At 55.6% G+C, this 15,079-nt stretch carries 14 protein-coding genes and 2 pseudogenes; 7 read left to right on the forward strand and 9 right to left on the reverse strand.

Features of this window, described 5'->3' with window-relative positions:
• The first annotated feature begins 345 nt into the window (after nucleotides 1-345).
• Nucleotides 346-1,251 (forward strand): hypothetical protein, encoded by a 906-nt coding sequence (locus ACFQMF_RS15925; RefSeq protein ID WP_256410084.1) that lies wholly within the window; start codon nucleotides 346-348, stop codon nucleotides 1,249-1,251.
• A gap of 133 nt (nucleotides 1,252-1,384) precedes the next feature.
• Here the strand turns inward: ACFQMF_RS15925 and ACFQMF_RS15930 are convergent.
• From ACFQMF_RS15930 to ACFQMF_RS15940, 3 genes and pseudogenes are all read right to left on the reverse strand, one after another.
• Nucleotides 1,385-1,801, reverse strand: a pseudogene (locus ACFQMF_RS15930) (IS1595 family transposase); the annotation flags it as partial.
• 254 nt (nucleotides 1,802-2,055) lie between these two features.
• Nucleotides 2,056-2,619: a hypothetical protein gene (locus ACFQMF_RS15935; RefSeq protein ID WP_256410085.1), complete on the reverse strand. Its 564-nt coding sequence runs from the start codon at nucleotides 2,617-2,619 to the stop codon at nucleotides 2,056-2,058.
• 70 nt (nucleotides 2,620-2,689) lie between these two features.
• Nucleotides 2,690-3,574 carry an IS1595 family transposase gene (locus ACFQMF_RS15940; protein ID WP_256410086.1) on the reverse strand — a complete coding sequence of 295 codons (885 nt, stop codon included), beginning with the start codon at nucleotides 3,572-3,574 and terminating at the stop codon, nucleotides 2,690-2,692.
• A 791-nt stretch (nucleotides 3,575-4,365) separates the two neighbouring features.
• Here ACFQMF_RS15940 and ACFQMF_RS15945 point away from each other — a divergent pair.
• Nucleotides 4,366-6,639 carry a beta strand repeat-containing protein gene (locus ACFQMF_RS15945; RefSeq protein WP_256410087.1) on the forward strand — a complete coding sequence of 758 codons (2,274 nt, stop codon included), beginning with the start codon at nucleotides 4,366-4,368 and terminating at the stop codon, nucleotides 6,637-6,639.
• A 224-nt stretch (nucleotides 6,640-6,863) separates the two neighbouring features.
• Nucleotides 6,864-7,211 carry a hypothetical protein gene (locus ACFQMF_RS15950; RefSeq protein ID WP_256410088.1) on the forward strand — a complete coding sequence of 116 codons (348 nt, stop codon included), beginning with the start codon at nucleotides 6,864-6,866 and terminating at the stop codon, nucleotides 7,209-7,211.
• Here ACFQMF_RS15950 and ACFQMF_RS15955 read toward each other — a convergent pair.
• A pseudogene (locus ACFQMF_RS15955) lies at nucleotides 7,113-7,490 on the reverse strand (transposase); the annotation flags it as partial. The gene ACFQMF_RS15950 and the pseudogene ACFQMF_RS15955 overlap by 99 nt on opposite strands.
• A gap of 231 nt (nucleotides 7,491-7,721) precedes the next feature.
• Between ACFQMF_RS15955 and ACFQMF_RS15960 the strand changes: the two are divergent.
• The gene (locus ACFQMF_RS15960; protein ID WP_256410089.1) at nucleotides 7,722-8,729 is read left to right on the forward strand and encodes an IS110 family RNA-guided transposase; all 1,008 of its coding nucleotides are present in this window, start codon (nucleotides 7,722-7,724) and stop codon (nucleotides 8,727-8,729) included.
• 467 nt (nucleotides 8,730-9,196) lie between these two features.
• Here the strand turns inward: ACFQMF_RS15960 and ACFQMF_RS15965 are convergent, their stop codons facing one another.
• Complete coding sequence (locus ACFQMF_RS15965; RefSeq protein ID WP_379792345.1) at nucleotides 9,197-9,322, reverse strand: IS200/IS605 family accessory protein TnpB-related protein; 126 nt, start codon at nucleotides 9,320-9,322, stop codon at nucleotides 9,197-9,199.
• A 213-nt stretch (nucleotides 9,323-9,535) separates the two neighbouring features.
• Nucleotides 9,536-9,925: a type IV pilin domain-containing protein gene (locus ACFQMF_RS15970; RefSeq protein WP_256410090.1), complete on the reverse strand. Its 390-nt coding sequence runs from the start codon at nucleotides 9,923-9,925 to the stop codon at nucleotides 9,536-9,538.
• 248 nt (nucleotides 9,926-10,173) lie between these two features.
• Between ACFQMF_RS15970 and ACFQMF_RS15975 the strand changes: the two genes are divergently transcribed.
• The 3 genes from ACFQMF_RS15975 (at nucleotide 10,174) to ACFQMF_RS15985 (ending at nucleotide 13,872) form a co-directional block, all read left to right on the forward strand.
• The gene (locus tag ACFQMF_RS15975; RefSeq protein WP_256410091.1) at nucleotides 10,174-10,941 is read left to right on the forward strand and encodes a hypothetical protein; all 768 of its coding nucleotides are present in this window, start codon (nucleotides 10,174-10,176) and stop codon (nucleotides 10,939-10,941) included.
• A 1,265-nt stretch (nucleotides 10,942-12,206) separates the two neighbouring features.
• Nucleotides 12,207-13,016, forward strand: coding sequence for a PGF-CTERM sorting domain-containing protein (locus ACFQMF_RS15980; protein WP_256410092.1), 810 nt, complete (start codon nucleotides 12,207-12,209; stop codon nucleotides 13,014-13,016).
• A gap of 673 nt (nucleotides 13,017-13,689) precedes the next feature.
• A complete protein-coding gene (locus ACFQMF_RS15985; RefSeq protein WP_256410094.1) occupies nucleotides 13,690-13,872 on the forward strand; it encodes a hypothetical protein in 183 nt (60 codons plus the stop codon).
• A 309-nt stretch (nucleotides 13,873-14,181) separates the two neighbouring features.
• On the opposite strand, the gene ACFQMF_RS16340 is transcribed toward ACFQMF_RS15985, so the two are convergent.
• The 3 genes from ACFQMF_RS16340 to ACFQMF_RS15995 form a co-directional block, all read right to left on the reverse strand.
• Entirely contained in the window at nucleotides 14,182-14,430 is a 249-nt protein-coding gene (locus ACFQMF_RS16340; RefSeq protein ID WP_425492679.1) for a DUF7123 family protein, read from the reverse strand.
• Nucleotides 14,431-14,538: 108 nt separating this feature from the next.
• On the reverse strand, nucleotides 14,539-14,697 hold the full coding sequence (locus ACFQMF_RS15990; protein ID WP_256410095.1) for a hypothetical protein: 159 nt from the start codon (nucleotides 14,695-14,697) through the stop codon (nucleotides 14,539-14,541).
• Nucleotides 14,698-14,824: 127 nt separating this feature from the next.
• The coding region (locus tag ACFQMF_RS15995) for a zinc ribbon domain-containing protein (RefSeq protein ID WP_379792343.1) at nucleotides 14,825-15,079 on the reverse strand (255 nt) is incomplete at its 5' end.

The raw sequence follows: 15,079 nt of genomic DNA on the forward strand, positions 1-15,079 counted from the left end.
TTCAATAGAGTATTTTAATCACCCCACCTAATATAAAATTCGTCTGATCTGTTGAATCCCTGACTGCACGAGATTACGATCTCTGGAGGCGAATTTATTTTCTTCTTTTGCCGCAATGAACTGAACTAACCCGCCTAGTGATCTCGATATTCTTGCCTTCTGTCATGATCTCCTCCCTAAATTCTCTCGGCAGCGGTCCTGAACAGAGTACAGGAAGACCCGATCCCGACGCATTCCACGGATTCAACAGCGCGCTCAATTTAGTAAGATACAATCTGCTCTCCAATCGAGGATTTCAACAGCGCCGAGTAAACTTGATTACTCTGTTTGTAGAAACCGCCGAGTATGAACGCAAGTCCTCCTAGACGGCGGATCATACAGGGAGTGGGAGTGGTTTGCATTTCGACGACAGCTGGGTGTTTCTCTCAACTTGAAGCCAGCGAGGGACAAACATGGCCGGAGGCAACCCGAAATACACTCACCCAGCCCGAAATTGAAGTGATCACTGAAGCAGGCTTACCCCCTGAGGAGATCGACACAGAAACTGACGCAATCAGGGCGTGCAGGATCGTAGGATGGTTTCGAGCTCTTGAGTCTGTGGAGGACTCTGATTTACAACCGGTCGAATCGTTTTTGCAAACAGCCTCGGAGACAGAGCAAACGCTATCTGAAGTAGAGTCGTCACTCTCTGAGATAAGTCAGCTGATATCAGAGCTCAAAGAGACTGAATATGGAGGTATTTCCGCGTGGGACATTGCGACCAGTATTAGTTCATCTATGCGAACCTTCGACACTGCTGTCGATACGTCGCTGCGTGAAGTCCGATACTGGCTTCAGCTGTTTTCCGCTGTGAACGATACTCTTTCGGCGAGTCTTGAAATCATCCGCACACAGCTGGAGTCTGGACCGCCAGAGGAGATCTCCGAGTTAGATACCAACATTGAGGATTCAATTGAAAATCTTAATGAATTGGAAACGGAATCGAGCACTATTCGGCAGAACCTCTCTTCATTCGCAGAGACGACTGGAACAGTAGCAGCCAACAGTAATGAGTTTCGAGATTACAGTAGTCAGGTTGAATCTGTCTTTGGAGCGGCCAGCGAGATATTCGCAGATGCTGGATCGGACCTACAGCAATTTATTGAAGACCTTCGTGAGGCTCGGTCAGTGCTCTCAGAACTGGAGAGCGAGGCACAAGAGATCCAGACTGAGAATCTCAATGGGATTCGCGGTCGGTTCTCACCTGGGTAGGTAGCTCGTTACTGTCCAACAACTGGAGGAGAGTTGGACGCGATCAAGAGCTTCTGCAACTAGATCGATGATCAGTAGTATAAGATTTTGAACACAATACTGCCAATATGACGCCAAATTCCAAATTTCGCTCTTATGTAGAACTGCGGAAAGACCCGATAACGAGACACTCAACCGCTGTCTCGACAGATCCGCCGGCAAGAGTGAATGATCGAACGATACCGAAGGTGTGAGCAGCCTGTTCCAAGCCCTGCTTGGACAGGCCGCGGAACTTCCACAACCACGGCTGGACGATCGAAAACAGGCACTCAGCTTGATTGATGTGGACTCCGTCGGGCGATACGTACCTCTCTTTGTGGATGACTGTTCGGTGGATCCGATCCATCTCTCGGTACGCTTGGAGTCTATCGGTCCATACCTCCCCCAGCGGCTGGGAGAGGTCTTCAGCCTCCTGAATCACTGGCTCAAGATCGTCTTGGTAGTCGGCTCCACGGTGTCCATGAATCACGCGCAGTGAGTCGCGGCACGCCGCGACGAGCGTCAGCTGATCAGCTGGTCAGGAACGTGGACCGTCTAGGCGGCTACTCAGCCTCAGCCCTGTTCGGACTCGGTGGCGTCGTCGCCGGGGTCGCGCTCGTCGCTGGTGAAGCGCCCCCGATCTGAATTTCAAGGAAGTGAACGACGTTCATGCGGCAGTCGCCCGGCGAGTTCGTCTATCATTCTCCAATGCGGGAAGCAGAACTCGGGAGCGACCCGGCTAGGAGCCGAAGACAAGTGTCAAACGACCCGTCGCCACACCACGGCTCACCCGTCGGTCGTGTTACCGTTGTCTTCCTGCTGGGTGGCGATCTGTTCTTGGATCTGCTGTTGCTGGATATACTGATCGTAGTACTCACTGGGCAGGACCGCGCTCACATCGCCATCTTGAAGCCCCCTGACGAACGTCGCAGCAGGCGCGTTGACACGGAGAAGGCCGTACTCCGGTCCCGCGTCCTCAACGGAGACGCCGTCGGCGTCCGCCGCGGTTTCCTCGTAGGCCCTTACCGCTTCCGCCGTCAATTCCGCTTGTGTGCTCTGAAGCTCTTCTTGCGCCTCTTGTCGGGTGAGTTCCCCCTCCTCGATTTGTTCCTGAAGATTCTCTTGAGCGGTCGTCAGTGCCTCTTGATCCGGTTGGACCTGGAGCGTCAGTGTCGCTTGCGTCGCTTCCGTCGGGTCTGTCGCTTCTGCCTCGGACTCGTCGTCATTCTCTGTCGTCTCGTTACCGTCATCGGTTTGGGGCGGCGACCCTCCAGAGCAGCCGGCGAGGGCTGCAGCGGTACTCGTCCCAGTTGTAGCGAGGAAAGATCGGCGATTTGTCCCGTCTGTCATTGCTCGTGTACCATCGTCTCCCTCCGAGGTATAGCTCTTCTGTACGCTCTTGCGTAGCACATTGTTGATTTCAGAGAGTGGCTTTGACGGCGTGTTTGAGCGCTTCTCGTCCGGGTTTGCGGTAGAGTTCTCGTCTGAGTTGGAACGCGCGGAAATACTGTGTGAGACGATCTTTTGAGATGCCTCGATGCGGCGAGAGCCACCGTCGCGCCAGCGACGCGTGGCTCTCGCAGGTGTTCACGTGGACCGTCTCGGCGGCGTATTCACCGTCTCCGTGAACGACGTATTCGCGGTCGAATTGGGCGTCTTCTGTAAGCGGATCGTACGCGCAAAATCCGTCGGTATAGACGGTGAGAGGCTCCTGCTGGCGGTCAGCCAGCAGGAGCCGGATCGTCGATTCGTCTGCGGATTTCGCTGGCACAACGTACCGCTGCTCGGTGCCACGATCCACGAGAACGAACACAGGCGGTTTGTCTTGATCATACGTTCCGCGTCCGCGTCGAGAGAGGCCGCGAGAGCGCGACCAGCGGTCGCGCTCGCGGCCTTTCAATCCGGCAGAGACGTAGAACTCGTCAATTTCGACTGGTCCAACGAGGTCGAGTGACGGCGCGTCGAGCGCTTCGGCGAAGCGCTCGACACGCCTGTGGATCGTCTTGTAGGTGATCTCAATTTCGCACTGTAACTGCCTGAGGCTCGTGTTAAACCGCAAAAACGCGTAGATCGAAAACAACCATTTGCGGAGTGCGATCTTCGAGTGAGCGAAGATCGTGCCGGTCTTATCGTTGAACGTGCGGTCGCAATCCTTACAGAGATACCGCTGAAACTGCTGATAGCTGCCGTTTCTGACCGTTCGGTCAGAACGGCAGCGGGGACAAGTCACACCGTCACGCCAGCGAACCTGTTGGAGCAGGTCCGCTGCGACCGATTCCGACCCAAACACATCCAGCGGAATCATTCGTGTCGGACACCGCTGACGCGGTTTCCTTGTCCTCTTCGACTCAACAGCGGCAGCTCAGCAGTATCAACAATCTCCTACAGAAGAGCGCTTCTGTACATTCCCGGCCAGTGGCCCGTGCTACGGGGGGCATCTCCGCCAACGACGACTCCGCGAGAGCGACTGCCGAAACAGCCGCCGAACGCTGGCTGAGCAGGAGACATATTGCCAGATTAGAACCGTCTCAGTGTGATTATACGGGCTTTCCGCGTTTCTACATAAGAGCCAGGGCGACACTGAACATGCGATTCACCACGACGGATGTGGTGGTCTCACAGAGGTATTAAATGATATATTAGGCTCTGTTGAGATCCTTTGGGGCTGATAGAAGCTACGTGCGAGATACAGAGGGTGAGTTCTTTTGTTGCCCGTCAATAGAGCGATGAAGTTCCAGTTCCTATGATGAGCGAAGAACAGGCACGCATCCTCGGTATCATCGGTATTATCCTGTCCGTTCTGACCTTGAGCTATACCGGTCTCTGGTTCGCTGGAATCGTGTGTACTGTCTGACCGACTCGCGCCCTGTATACAGCGTGACGTAGACGAACTATTACGCGGAGGAGGATGTCAACTGTAGAGACACAATCACTTGCAGTGTCGTTCCCTCAACAGTATTAATATCGCACAGTCGTGTTTATGTTTCACATACGTCAACCCATCAATGTACGTGAATATGGTGTTGCCCACATGGTTCGGTGTATCGACAGTAGCCAACTCAACCATCACACACAAGTTTCACACTAAGAGTACGAATGACGACGACACGTAAGCAAGCTAGTGCGATTATTTGGTCCGCTCTCATAATTACCGCCATGATCGGCGGATACGTTGCAGTTGGGGGGGCCGCAGCAGCTGATCACTCCGTAAACTCAGTACATGCAGACGTAGACCCGAGTGCATTGGAGGGAGACGGAACCGAGGCCAATCCGTATCAGATTACTAACGTCTCCGAGCTGCAGGCGATGGAAGATGATCTTGACGCTTATTATGAATTAACCAGCGATATTGACGCTTCAAACACGGCAGAATGGAACAATGGAAGCGGGTTTGACCCAGTGGGAGAGTTCACTGGCACATTACACGGAAACGGATATAATATAACTGGGCTTACAATTGACCGGGCAGATGAGTTCGGTGTTGGACTTTTCAGCCGAACTGACAGGGCTACCGTAACAGCGGTTTCGCTGATCAATGTGACAGTCACCGGACGTGACCGGGTCGGAGCACTCATCGGAGGGAACGATGGGGGAACGGTGCAAAATGTGACAGCCAGGGGGAGTGTGTCTGGGACTGACCGCGTTGGCGGGCTTATTGGAACAAATAGACCTGGATCAGTGGTAAATAATTCATACGCCACAACGACGGTTACAGGTGCGGGTCAAGATATCGGTGGCCTTGTCGGAACAAATGGACGTGAATCGGTGATTGATAGCTCATACGCAACAGGAGCGGTCACAGGCGATGATACCGACGTAGGAGGTCTTGCCGGGAGAAATATCGGCAGAATAATTGACTCTCATGCCACAGGCGATGTTGAGGCTAATATTAACGGCTCTCAGTCTCGATCTGGGAATCGTGTGGGAGGGCTTACTGGATACAATCAAGGGAACATCGTAAACTCATACGCAACAGGTACTGTCACGGGTAGTAGCCGAGTTGGCGGGTTAGTTGGCGTGAACTTTGATTATAATGATACTGAAACAGTCGTGAGGAACTCATACGCCACGGGTGATGTCACCGGAGATAACGGGAGCATCGGAGGACTTGTCGGAGGGAATTTTGAGGGAGCTCCTGTGGGAGATCTTGTGCCGTCTCTCGAAATACGAGTGACCAATTCATACGCGACGGGTGACGTATCTGGGGACATCAATACTGGCGGATTGGTTGGGTATAATAACGGAAGCGTTGACCAGTCATTTGCAGTTGGTGATGTCGAGGGCGATAGCGATGTTGGTGGACTTGTTGGTCAGAATGACGAGCAGGTTGAGAAGTCATACTGGGATACCGACGCAACCGGACAACCCACCTCTGCTGGCTCCGCGACTGGACTAACAACTGCTGAAATGGAAGGCGAAGCCGCCCAAGTGAATATGGACGGATTTGATTTTGAGGCGATATGGATGACAACCGAGTCGTATCCCACGCTCCGTGATCTTCCCAACCGACCTACTCAAGGTGAACAGTCAGTTGCCTCCATCATTGCCCCACCTGACGCCTCTTACACCCCATCTGCTCCATATACCATCGGAACCTTCCACAACGCTACGGGAACAATTGACAGTAACGACGTTGGAATTAGACTGGTGAACGCTACCGCTGACAACGGAACCGTGGTCGTACTCAACGATGCGGTGCCGGTTACCGGTAACGTAAACACCACCATTCCAGCTGGTAGCCTATCAGGTAACGTAACAATTGCTGCGCAACTCTACAACCTCTCGAGCCAACAGGTGGTTGCAAGCGATACGGTTAATCTAACGGCCGAGACATCTGTTGAACAACCTGGGCCGTCGGTGACGTTCGATGACCAGACGGTCGAGAACGGCTCCAGTACTGTGACCGTCGACTCGGCGACTCTCCCTGATGGCGGTTTCGTCGCCATCCACTCGACGCCTGTCGTGCCCGACTACGGTACGGCCGTCGACAGTGTGGTCGGCGTCTCGGAGTACCTCGAGAACGGTACCTCTGAGAATATCACAGTCACGCTCGACGAGCCCGTGACGGAGAGCCAGACGCTGGTTGCAATGCCGCACCTCGACACCAACGGCAACGAAACGTACGACTTCGTCACGTCGAACGGTTCGGCTGACGGCCCGTACATCGCTGGTGGTGAGGCCGTGACCGACAGCGCGTCGGTCACGGTAGACGCGGGCTCGCCGCTCGACGGTGCAGCTGGCGAGTTCGACAACGATGGTGACGGCACTGTTTCGGCCAGCGAACTCGGTGACGCCGTCAACGCGTTCGGCCAGGGCAACCTGAGCGCTGCCGAACTTGGTGAGGTCGTCAACGCGTTCGGCCAGTCGTAACCACCCGCTCTCACACGGGTTCGTTGTGGTTTGCGGCTTGCGGCTCCATTTTTAGCTGTCTCGTGGCTCACACGCTGAGTCAAGCGATCCGACTTGTAGTCCTCTCGCGGAACCGCGTCCCGATCCTGATCGAGCAACAGCGAGACGAATCTGAGCAAACTGAACCAGTTTCACTTTCAGTTCACATAGCTGATTGATTTATACCGCGGAGAAGACGGTGAGCTATGACCGATCTCAGCGTCCTCGATTCCGAACGGATTCCGTCTCATCTTCCAGATCAAAGTACTGAACTACAGACAATCCGGTCGGCCTCAGGCGGAGTTCAATATGGCGATCAAGGCCATCCGTCTCTTGCTTACTCATCCAAGATCACCGAATGGATTAGAGTTCCGGCAGACATGCCTGTGAACCAGCCAAACAAAGCAAAGAAATTGGTTCCAGGTGCTTTGTTGAATCCGATGATGGCGTGGGGATCACTGTTTGAGAGCCTGTTCGAGGTTGTAGACTGTGGCGGTCAACACGAGCTCGCGGAACTCGCGGTACCACGCGCGAGGGTGGACAGCGGGGCCTAACCGACGCTTGATGGCCGAAAAGGCGGTCTCGGCCATCCAGCGCTGGCCGTATAATTCGCTGTCCAACCGTGCGTTGTGGGCGTGATCGTACGCAGCAAACAGCCGGTGACGCAGCAGTGGCCGGACGCCCTCTGATCGGAGGGCGTCCCGGAGAGATTGGTCGTCATAGCCTTTGTCGCCGGCGAGACTTCCGATTTTCTCGGTGTTGCGAAGGGCAACTCGACGGCCAGTTTGGGTGTCGTGAGGCCAGTGTGCCGAGCAGTGAAGATCGAGGATGGCACACGAGTCTGCTCTGATGGGATGAAAGCCTGCTAAGTCCCCAGCGTGCGTGAAGAGGTACTGGGGTGGTCAAAGGCCGATGATTCAACAGCGTCATAGAACGCGTGGCTCTGATTGGCCTACCTGCCAAGGAAGCACTATCATGCGAGGCCGCCCGGATGCCGTCAGCATCCGGGCGGCGAGCCCGAATAGGTGTGGCTCCCTTCACGCACAAACAGCCTCACAGGAACCATGTACTACCTCGGAATCGATCTTCATAAAGATGAGTCGCACGTCGCTGTTTTGGACGACGATGCCGAGGTCGTCGAAGAGATTCGCGTCACAAACGCGAATCTCGACGACGTTGCCGAAGAATACGCTGGAGCCAAAGCGGCGCTCGAAGCAACCAGCAACTACTACACGGTCTACGACACCCTCGACGAACACCTCGACGTGGTTATCGCAGATCCCACACAAACCAAGGCGATCGGCTATGCTGAGGTGAAAAACGACCGGCTCGACGCGAGGTTGCTCGCGCAACTTCGCCGAGTCGGCATGATCGCTGAGAGTTATGTCCCGTCCGAAGAGCTCCGAGAGCGCCGCGCACTTGTGCGCGGCCGAAAGAGACTCGTCGAAAAGCGTACGGACTTCAAAAACGAAGTCCACTCTCTCCTCGACAAACACGGGATCACCTACGACTGGGATCCATTCAGCGTGAACGGGCGAGAAATCCTCGCCGGCGAGGATTTCTCGCTCGGTGTGGTCGGCGATCAGCTGATGGAGTCGTTCCTCTCGATCATCGACGAGCTAACCGCTCAAATAGAGGAACTTGAAACGTTGATCGAGGAAACCGCTGCGTCTCTTGAGGAGACGCAGCTGTTGATGACGATTCCGGGCGTGAGTTTCTACTCGTCGCTGCTAATCACCTCGGAGATCGGTGAGATCGATCGATTCGACGAGGCGAAGCAGGTGGTAAGTTACGCGGGACGGGATCCGGTCGTCCGCGACTCAGGCGACTCGCGGACGGAAGGATCGATCTCGAAGCGCGGAAGTGGAGACTTACGCTGGATCCTCGTTCAGTGTGTTCAAACGGCGGTTCACCGGTGTAACGATCCGTATCTTGGACGGTTTTACGCTCGACTGAAACAGCGGAAGAACCATCAGATAGCGATTGTCGCAACAGCGCGAAAACTGCTCGTGTCGATCTTCCATATGCTGGAGCGTGAGGAGGTGTACGATCCACCAGAGGTGAGTGCCTGAGGGCCGCCGGCTCGGCGGCCCTCATCGGCCGGTCGCAGCGGGTGTGAGCTACAGCTAACGCGTTCACGTTCTGACCGCCTGCCGGCTGGTTCCTGAGCCATCTCCGTGTCTGCGTGTGGTTTCTCTCTCGTGACTAAGCTCGGATCGATCTCGGCGAAAAATATAGTATCGCAGACGTGGTTTGTTGCGCCAGCAGGCTTTCATAGGTGTTGAATCCGATGACGGCACGGAGATTACGATCTCTGAAGGTGCGTTTATTTCGCTCTTCGTCGTTGATACATTGGATCGATCCACCTAGAAATCTTGATCTTCTCTCTCCGCCAAGATTCCATCTCCAAATTCTCTCGGTAGTGGTTTTAATCGAGTACAGAATGACCCGAACCCGACGCTTTTTGCGGATTCAACAGAGCATTTTTTCCAATGTTCGTCGCACCGTTTTATCATCGTTGTCGTCCAACCCACACTCGTCACAGAGATGCCGACCTTTTGTCCTGATTCTGGACGTCTTCAAGATGCCCGATGATGATGATAGCATTCCGCTCTTTAGCGTCCTCGACAATCTGTCGGCTAATCTTGTGGAGTCGGTCGTCAATCGCTCACCACTCGTTATCCTTGGCTGACACGAATGTATCGTACGCTCCCTTCTCTTGTTATGCTGTACTGCGTTTCTGTGGCTGTATCGGAATAGCGTACGGCTGTATCCCGCCATACTGCGCTACTCACTCGTTTCGCTCGTTGCGTTGCTCCTTGAGGACGAGGATTTAGCCTGCAAAAATTAAAAAGCGAATCTGAAACTTGTAGAGAGATTAGCTGGAGTCGGCGACCTCGAAGGTCCGCACCACTGTTTCTCTCCCATTCTCCTCATTAATTGCAACAGCTGAATACGAACCCCCAGAGTTAATTGTGGTACTGTTACCAACAGTCTCTAGCGATATACCATCAGTAATGTCACCCCCTCTAACTTCAAGATCTGTCGACGTACCTTGAGCTGTGTAAGTGACTGTCCGGGAAGTGGAATCATCGGTACCGTTGATTGTAACACCAGCATTCACTTCTGACTCAATGCTGTCGCCGAGCCCAAGCACGAACGTGCCAATCACAGCCGCTAAAATTACAGTTATTGCGACCATGAGAATAACCCCTATAACGGGGCTGACGGCCCGTTCGTTGTCCTGAAACGCTGTTTTGAGATTCATAGTTTTGTTTTGTCTCCAACAACACAGATGCGAAGGTTGACTACAGTTGAACGCTGAAAGACGGACGCCTATTAGGGGCATCCTGCCTTGCGTAGCCGAGATGGGTGGTCGAGCCACCCTACCCTCGCTCTGTTTGCTGGTATGAATATACATTCACTGTGTACAGTCATAAACTTCGTGGTTCGAATATCGGTTTTGAAAATAAGTGCCCGCAAAGTGTATTCCCCCGTCCAGTTAACACACGATTTATGAAACCGACGGCGCGCTCAATAGCGCGGACCTACTCCGACCGCGTCTACCCTGATCCGTGGGAGAAGGTCGAGGACTACCAGCGCGTCCAATCGTATGCTGCAGAACATCCCAACGCTGGCCGGACGGCTGTGGGGACGGCACTTGAATTACCGGCCGGTCGGGTTCGGCCGTGGCTCAATGGCGGACGGCCCGATCCGGTACGTGGGATCGAGACGGCAAGCGCGAACGGGTGGCTCGACCCCGACTGTGAGATGGCTGGCGCGCTCGTCGAGTTGCTCGCCCACATCCTCGCGGGCGGAAGCATCAACGAAACGTTTGTCCCCGCGATCTCGGTTGGGCGTCGGATTGATCGTGAAGCGATCGAAACAGCGTTTCGCGCGGTCGGCGTTGATACACACTGCCGGCATCTGGACAGTGGCGCGCGCGCGACTGAACTGTACCCAGCAACGGACGCCTCGGTACTTGGGCGGTGTCTCGTCGCGATGGGTGCCCCACAGGGCACAAAGACAACTCTTGATGCCCTTCCGGCAGTCGTCAGGGAAAGCCCCGAGTCAGTCCAGCGTCGGTTCGTTGAAATCTACGTTGCACACCGTGGTGCGCATTTCGACACGAAGGCGACAACACGCATCCAAGAGGAGCGCCCACCATCATATGTCGGTGATCTGTATACGCTCATCAGCGATACCGTCTCCGGCAATGTCACACGCGGAGAGCGTGGGATTACGATTTCGGCGGATGCGGCTCGTGAACTTGGGTTTAATTGATCAAGCTTGCCCGACTCTTGCTCACCCAACATCTTCCACCTCCTCGTCAGGGTTGAGCCACGCTAGAATCAACGTGACTCGCAGGGTGGCGACTGCAGCGCCAGTTACCCCTAGTTTCGACCTGTCGGTGTGATTCAGCGAACTCCATTGCGGTCGTGCCGGTGAACCAGAGTCTGGCCAATAAAGCGCACGTTCCTCCGCTGATTAACAATACCGCTGCGAATCCACAACGTGGCTGTTGCTCAGCGTGTGAAAATTGACATCCTCCTCCGCGTGAACGCGGGGGAATCTGCCCGCTGTCGCGCGCCGCACCGTGTTGGTGCGGCGTTTCACGACCGTCTAGCGTCGTTCTCCCAGGCAACTCTGGACAAATGTAAATAATCGAACAGTTGTCTTGACTGACCAGATAGTCACAACTGTCCCCTCTCTGTCTCCCACGGACCCGCGTCCGTCGTCAGTGCGGCGTTTTTTGTGTTTCGCCCCTGACAAATCGGCGCGCAATCGGCAGCACCTCCTCAACCGCCTCCGGTGGGTTGGGATCACCAGCAGCGCGTTCGACTAGCGCTGAACACGACCAGACATCGTAGCTGTACAATGCTCTTCCGAGCTGCAGGAGATTTATTTGGTCTGTCGGCGGCGCCTCTGTCGTGGCCTCAAATTCCGCTTGAAGCGCCGCAATAACCCCTTTGCCGGACGGTGGCTGTGGCGCTGGGGGAACTGCTGTGGCTTCTGTGTTGGAAGTCGTGGATGCAGCCGAGTCGCATGTAAGTGACTCAGCACGTGCCCGCGCAGGTCTGACGTCCGTCTCAAATTCAAAGTTGTGCTCTGCAGGCATGGGACACACAAGTTCCGACGTTTACTTGTCTCCAACTTTGGCAGGTACCAGCATAGATGTTTTGCCGACGCTGTTGTGTCCAGCGGGCGGCTGCCGTACTCGCAGCACTGGAGAGTACAGTCATCCAAGGAGAAACCTCACAGCTTCCGCCGGCGGCGGGTGTCAGGACCGGGTTCCTCGGTTGTGGCAGGGAGTGTTCAACCCTAGGACGCTTCGCGTCCACAGCCCGCCCGATAAACCGCTGGGAAAGCGCGTAATCCTGAGTTCCTCTCTGGAGGGTCCCACCCCCAACTGGGCGAGAGCGGGTTGAGAGACACCCGTCGATAACGAACGCACCTTGTTGGTGATAAAGAGCGACGAAACCATTTCCCCGCTACGAGCGTATTGGATTCTGTACGCGTGTATGACACGGCAGCACAACCATTCCGCAATGCCTGTTACCATGCGACGTCGAGCGCCGCTGGGATGCGTCGGCAGGCGTGTCACCCAGCTAACCCCGGTATTCATCGTCGGGATGATTTTGATCGGCCTCGTTGCGTTTGCCGGAAGTGGTGTTTTTCTCACGGCATCGCCAGAAACACCGCCTGTAGGCGCCGACACACCGGTCGCCACAGCCGATACGTTCGAGCACGCACCGGCAAGCATCTCGATCACGGCTGTCGGTCCAGTTGACAACGAGACCGCTGTTGAACAGCCAACGACCAGCGCGACGATACGGCCAAACGAGACGACTCCCGTCCGTGGGGAGACGAATCTGGCCCCTGATGACACCGTCGTGATCGTCGAGTTGCGGACTGAAAATGGCACGTTCATCGCCAGCAACACGACCGACGAGTGGGGCGCTGACGGAGCGTGGTCAACAGCGCTCAACACGAGTGGGCTGACACCGGGCATATACGTTCTGGAGGTTGAAACGACCGAGACCACCGACCAAGTTGAGGTTGCGGTGGTACCATCAGACTCGGCGTCGACTACGACCAGCGAAACTCACTCGACTGCAGCCACAACCCAGTCGAACACGACCTCTCCTGAGACCGAAACAACCGTGACGACCGCCGAAGAGCCGTCAACCAACAGTTCACCAGCGGTTACTGAAGCTGGCGGCTCGGATGCCGACGGTGGTTCGACAAACGCGACAGCAACGACAGAGGGGAGTGACCTGTCGACGCCAGGATTTGGATTCCTCACCGCACTTGTCGCGGTCGTTATCGTCTCAGCGGTCGCGTCGAGACGACGGTAAAGTGGCTGATAGAGCGGTTTTATACGAAATCGAGGAGAATACCTGCGGCTTTAGCCGCAGGATGAATCCGACAACTCGGACGCAATCCACGTCCGACCGCTAGCTGGGATTTCTACCCAATAGTTTCAAGCGGCAGGCAACCAACTCTGTAGATAGGAATCAGGCTGGGAACGGAGCGATTCCGCCTACTCCTACGATGGCGGCCTGCCCGCCCCAAGCAATCAAACAATAATCGGAACCAGTCGATAACCGGCGAATCCTCACAGGATTCGACCGGAGTTGACTGCTGTACGCACGAAAAAAGTAACTCCGAGTCCGTTGAGGTCTGCCGGACTCCCCGAGGCAAAAACAACTCTGGGAGTCCGAAATTGACGGAGGATAGGAGTACCGGGGGCTTGGCACTCCCAGCAGTCCCACCCGCCACAGTCCATGAGCATCCCCACGGATTCTCACCGAGGTGGATGCTTGGTGGTTCTGCAAACCTGAAATCTCCAACGCTCAGGATTCCTCCGCGTTCACGCGGAGGAGGATGCCAAAAATGAATCGTGGTCCTGGCAACTGAGTATAATATGGAGATCACCTCGCCCACGGCAACATCTCGATCGCTATCAGCAGCTAGCGTCGCTCTCGCCGGTGAATTAATGTAATTTCAGCTGTTAGCATATGCCAGACAATGAATCGGATCGTCACGCTGCTCATGGCAGTTGCTGCGGTGGTCGTTTTGACCGGTACCGCTGCCGCTTCGGGTTCTAGCGGGCCTGGAGTTGAGGTAGTCCCAGTCCTCGAAGAACTCATTTCGTTTTTTGAGGGACTGTTGGATGTGTTCTCCCAGTTTGGCTCCAACACAGCCGCGTGAACTACCCTACTCGCTCACGGTTTCGCAGAGGAACAGGGAGGAAGCCCATGGCTTCAGCCGTGGGAGGAATCCGACAACGGCAGGATGGGGGGGGGAGAAGAGGTGGACGCTCCAACAGGCGGAGGGAGCTGTCCACCTCCTGCAGGGACCAATGGTCCCTACAACTGCGTCCAATTTCAGGCATAGAATATTTTTCGATTCCGTCCAAGGAAAACTCGGTGGTCGTCCACACGGAGATCAGCAGGAGGCAGACAGATGCCACGACAGCGAACACAGACGCGAGCCCACGAGGTCAGTCGTGAGAGGTGGTCAAGCCTCTGATGTCTCTGTCCGCGCCAGTTCCCACGTCGTTCCATCGGAGGCGCCACCGCGGCGCTCCATCTCGACACGAGGGTCGTCGCGCTCGATCCGAGACAGAACATGCCCAGCCCGCTTCGCTGAGATATCCAGATCGGCCGCTACATGTCGACTCTTCACGAACGGGGTGCCGTCAGCAAGGCGGTCGAGAAGGTAGGTGACAACCCGATCTTGGACGGTGTCGCGGTCTGTAGCAGGCATTGGTTGGCAGGTAGGTGTCCGTTGTGGCTCCGTCGGTGTTCGAGCCGCCCGATCGCGCCGGAGGTAGGTATACACCTCACAGCGGGCAGCCGCCCGAGCCGCGAGCGGTCAGTACAGTTCGACGGTTAGCTCAACCGTCTCTGCCGTCTCCGCGGCACTGTCTGTCTCACTCGTATCGGCAGCGTCGTTTGCGGCGGCCCCTGACACAGAGAGAAGTGATGCGCTACTGCTCCCCGCAACAAGCATCAAGAGCTCACGTCGGTTCATAAGCCGCCATTTAATGCAGGGTGATAAACGCTTTGTGGTCTCAACACAGTAAACTACCCTACCCTACTCCCTCGTCGCTACGCGCCTCGGTCCTTGAGGGTAGGGCTTTGATGTGGACTCCCGGCAATCAGTCGCCAGCAAGAGGCTGGTAACTCTCGCCGTTCAACGTCCCACCATTCACACGCACGTCTACTGGTGCGTCTCCGCTCCCCGACTTGGGCGAGGAGCGGAGTTTGTGTTGTCGCTTCCGAGCGTACCGCACGCCAGTATTCTTTGCAGCGTTGTAATCCGCGTTCACCTCGTACCCGCATTTCTGGCACTCGAAGTGTTCGCCGTGGCGGTTGCCGTCGTGCGTAAACCCACAGTCTGTTCGAGAACAGCG

Source organism: Halorubrum rutilum (genome assembly GCF_042665015.1).
Classification (GTDB): Archaea; Halobacteriota; Halobacteria; order Halobacteriales; family Haloferacaceae; genus Halorubrum; species Halorubrum rutilum.

Excerpts from the sequence above, each read along its gene's own strand:
- ACFQMF_RS15925 (WP_256410084.1), top strand. The coding sequence starts at position 346 with ATGAACGCAAGTCCTCCTAGACGGCGGATCATACAGGGAGTGGGAGTG.
- ACFQMF_RS15935 (WP_256410085.1), bottom strand. The coding sequence starts at position 2,619 with ATGACAGACGGGACAAATCGCCGATCTTTCCTCGCTACAACTGGGACG.
- ACFQMF_RS15940 (WP_256410086.1), bottom strand. The coding sequence starts at position 3,574 with ATGATTCCGCTGGATGTGTTTGGGTCGGAATCGGTCGCAGCGGACCTG.
- ACFQMF_RS15945 (WP_256410087.1), top strand. The coding sequence starts at position 4,366 with ATGACGACGACACGTAAGCAAGCTAGTGCGATTATTTGGTCCGCTCTC.
- ACFQMF_RS15950 (WP_256410088.1), top strand. The coding sequence starts at position 6,864 with ATGACCGATCTCAGCGTCCTCGATTCCGAACGGATTCCGTCTCATCTT.
- ACFQMF_RS15960 (WP_256410089.1), top strand. The coding sequence starts at position 7,722 with ATGTACTACCTCGGAATCGATCTTCATAAAGATGAGTCGCACGTCGCT.
- ACFQMF_RS15970 (WP_256410090.1), bottom strand. The coding sequence starts at position 9,925 with ATGAATCTCAAAACAGCGTTTCAGGACAACGAACGGGCCGTCAGCCCC.
- ACFQMF_RS15975 (WP_256410091.1), top strand. The coding sequence starts at position 10,174 with ATGAAACCGACGGCGCGCTCAATAGCGCGGACCTACTCCGACCGCGTC.
- ACFQMF_RS15980 (WP_256410092.1), top strand. The coding sequence starts at position 12,207 with ATGCCTGTTACCATGCGACGTCGAGCGCCGCTGGGATGCGTCGGCAGG.
- ACFQMF_RS15985 (WP_256410094.1), top strand. The coding sequence starts at position 13,690 with ATGAATCGGATCGTCACGCTGCTCATGGCAGTTGCTGCGGTGGTCGTT.
- ACFQMF_RS16340 (WP_425492679.1), bottom strand. The coding sequence starts at position 14,430 with ATGCCTGCTACAGACCGCGACACCGTCCAAGATCGGGTTGTCACCTAC.
- ACFQMF_RS15990 (WP_256410095.1), bottom strand. The coding sequence starts at position 14,697 with ATGAACCGACGTGAGCTCTTGATGCTTGTTGCGGGGAGCAGTAGCGCA.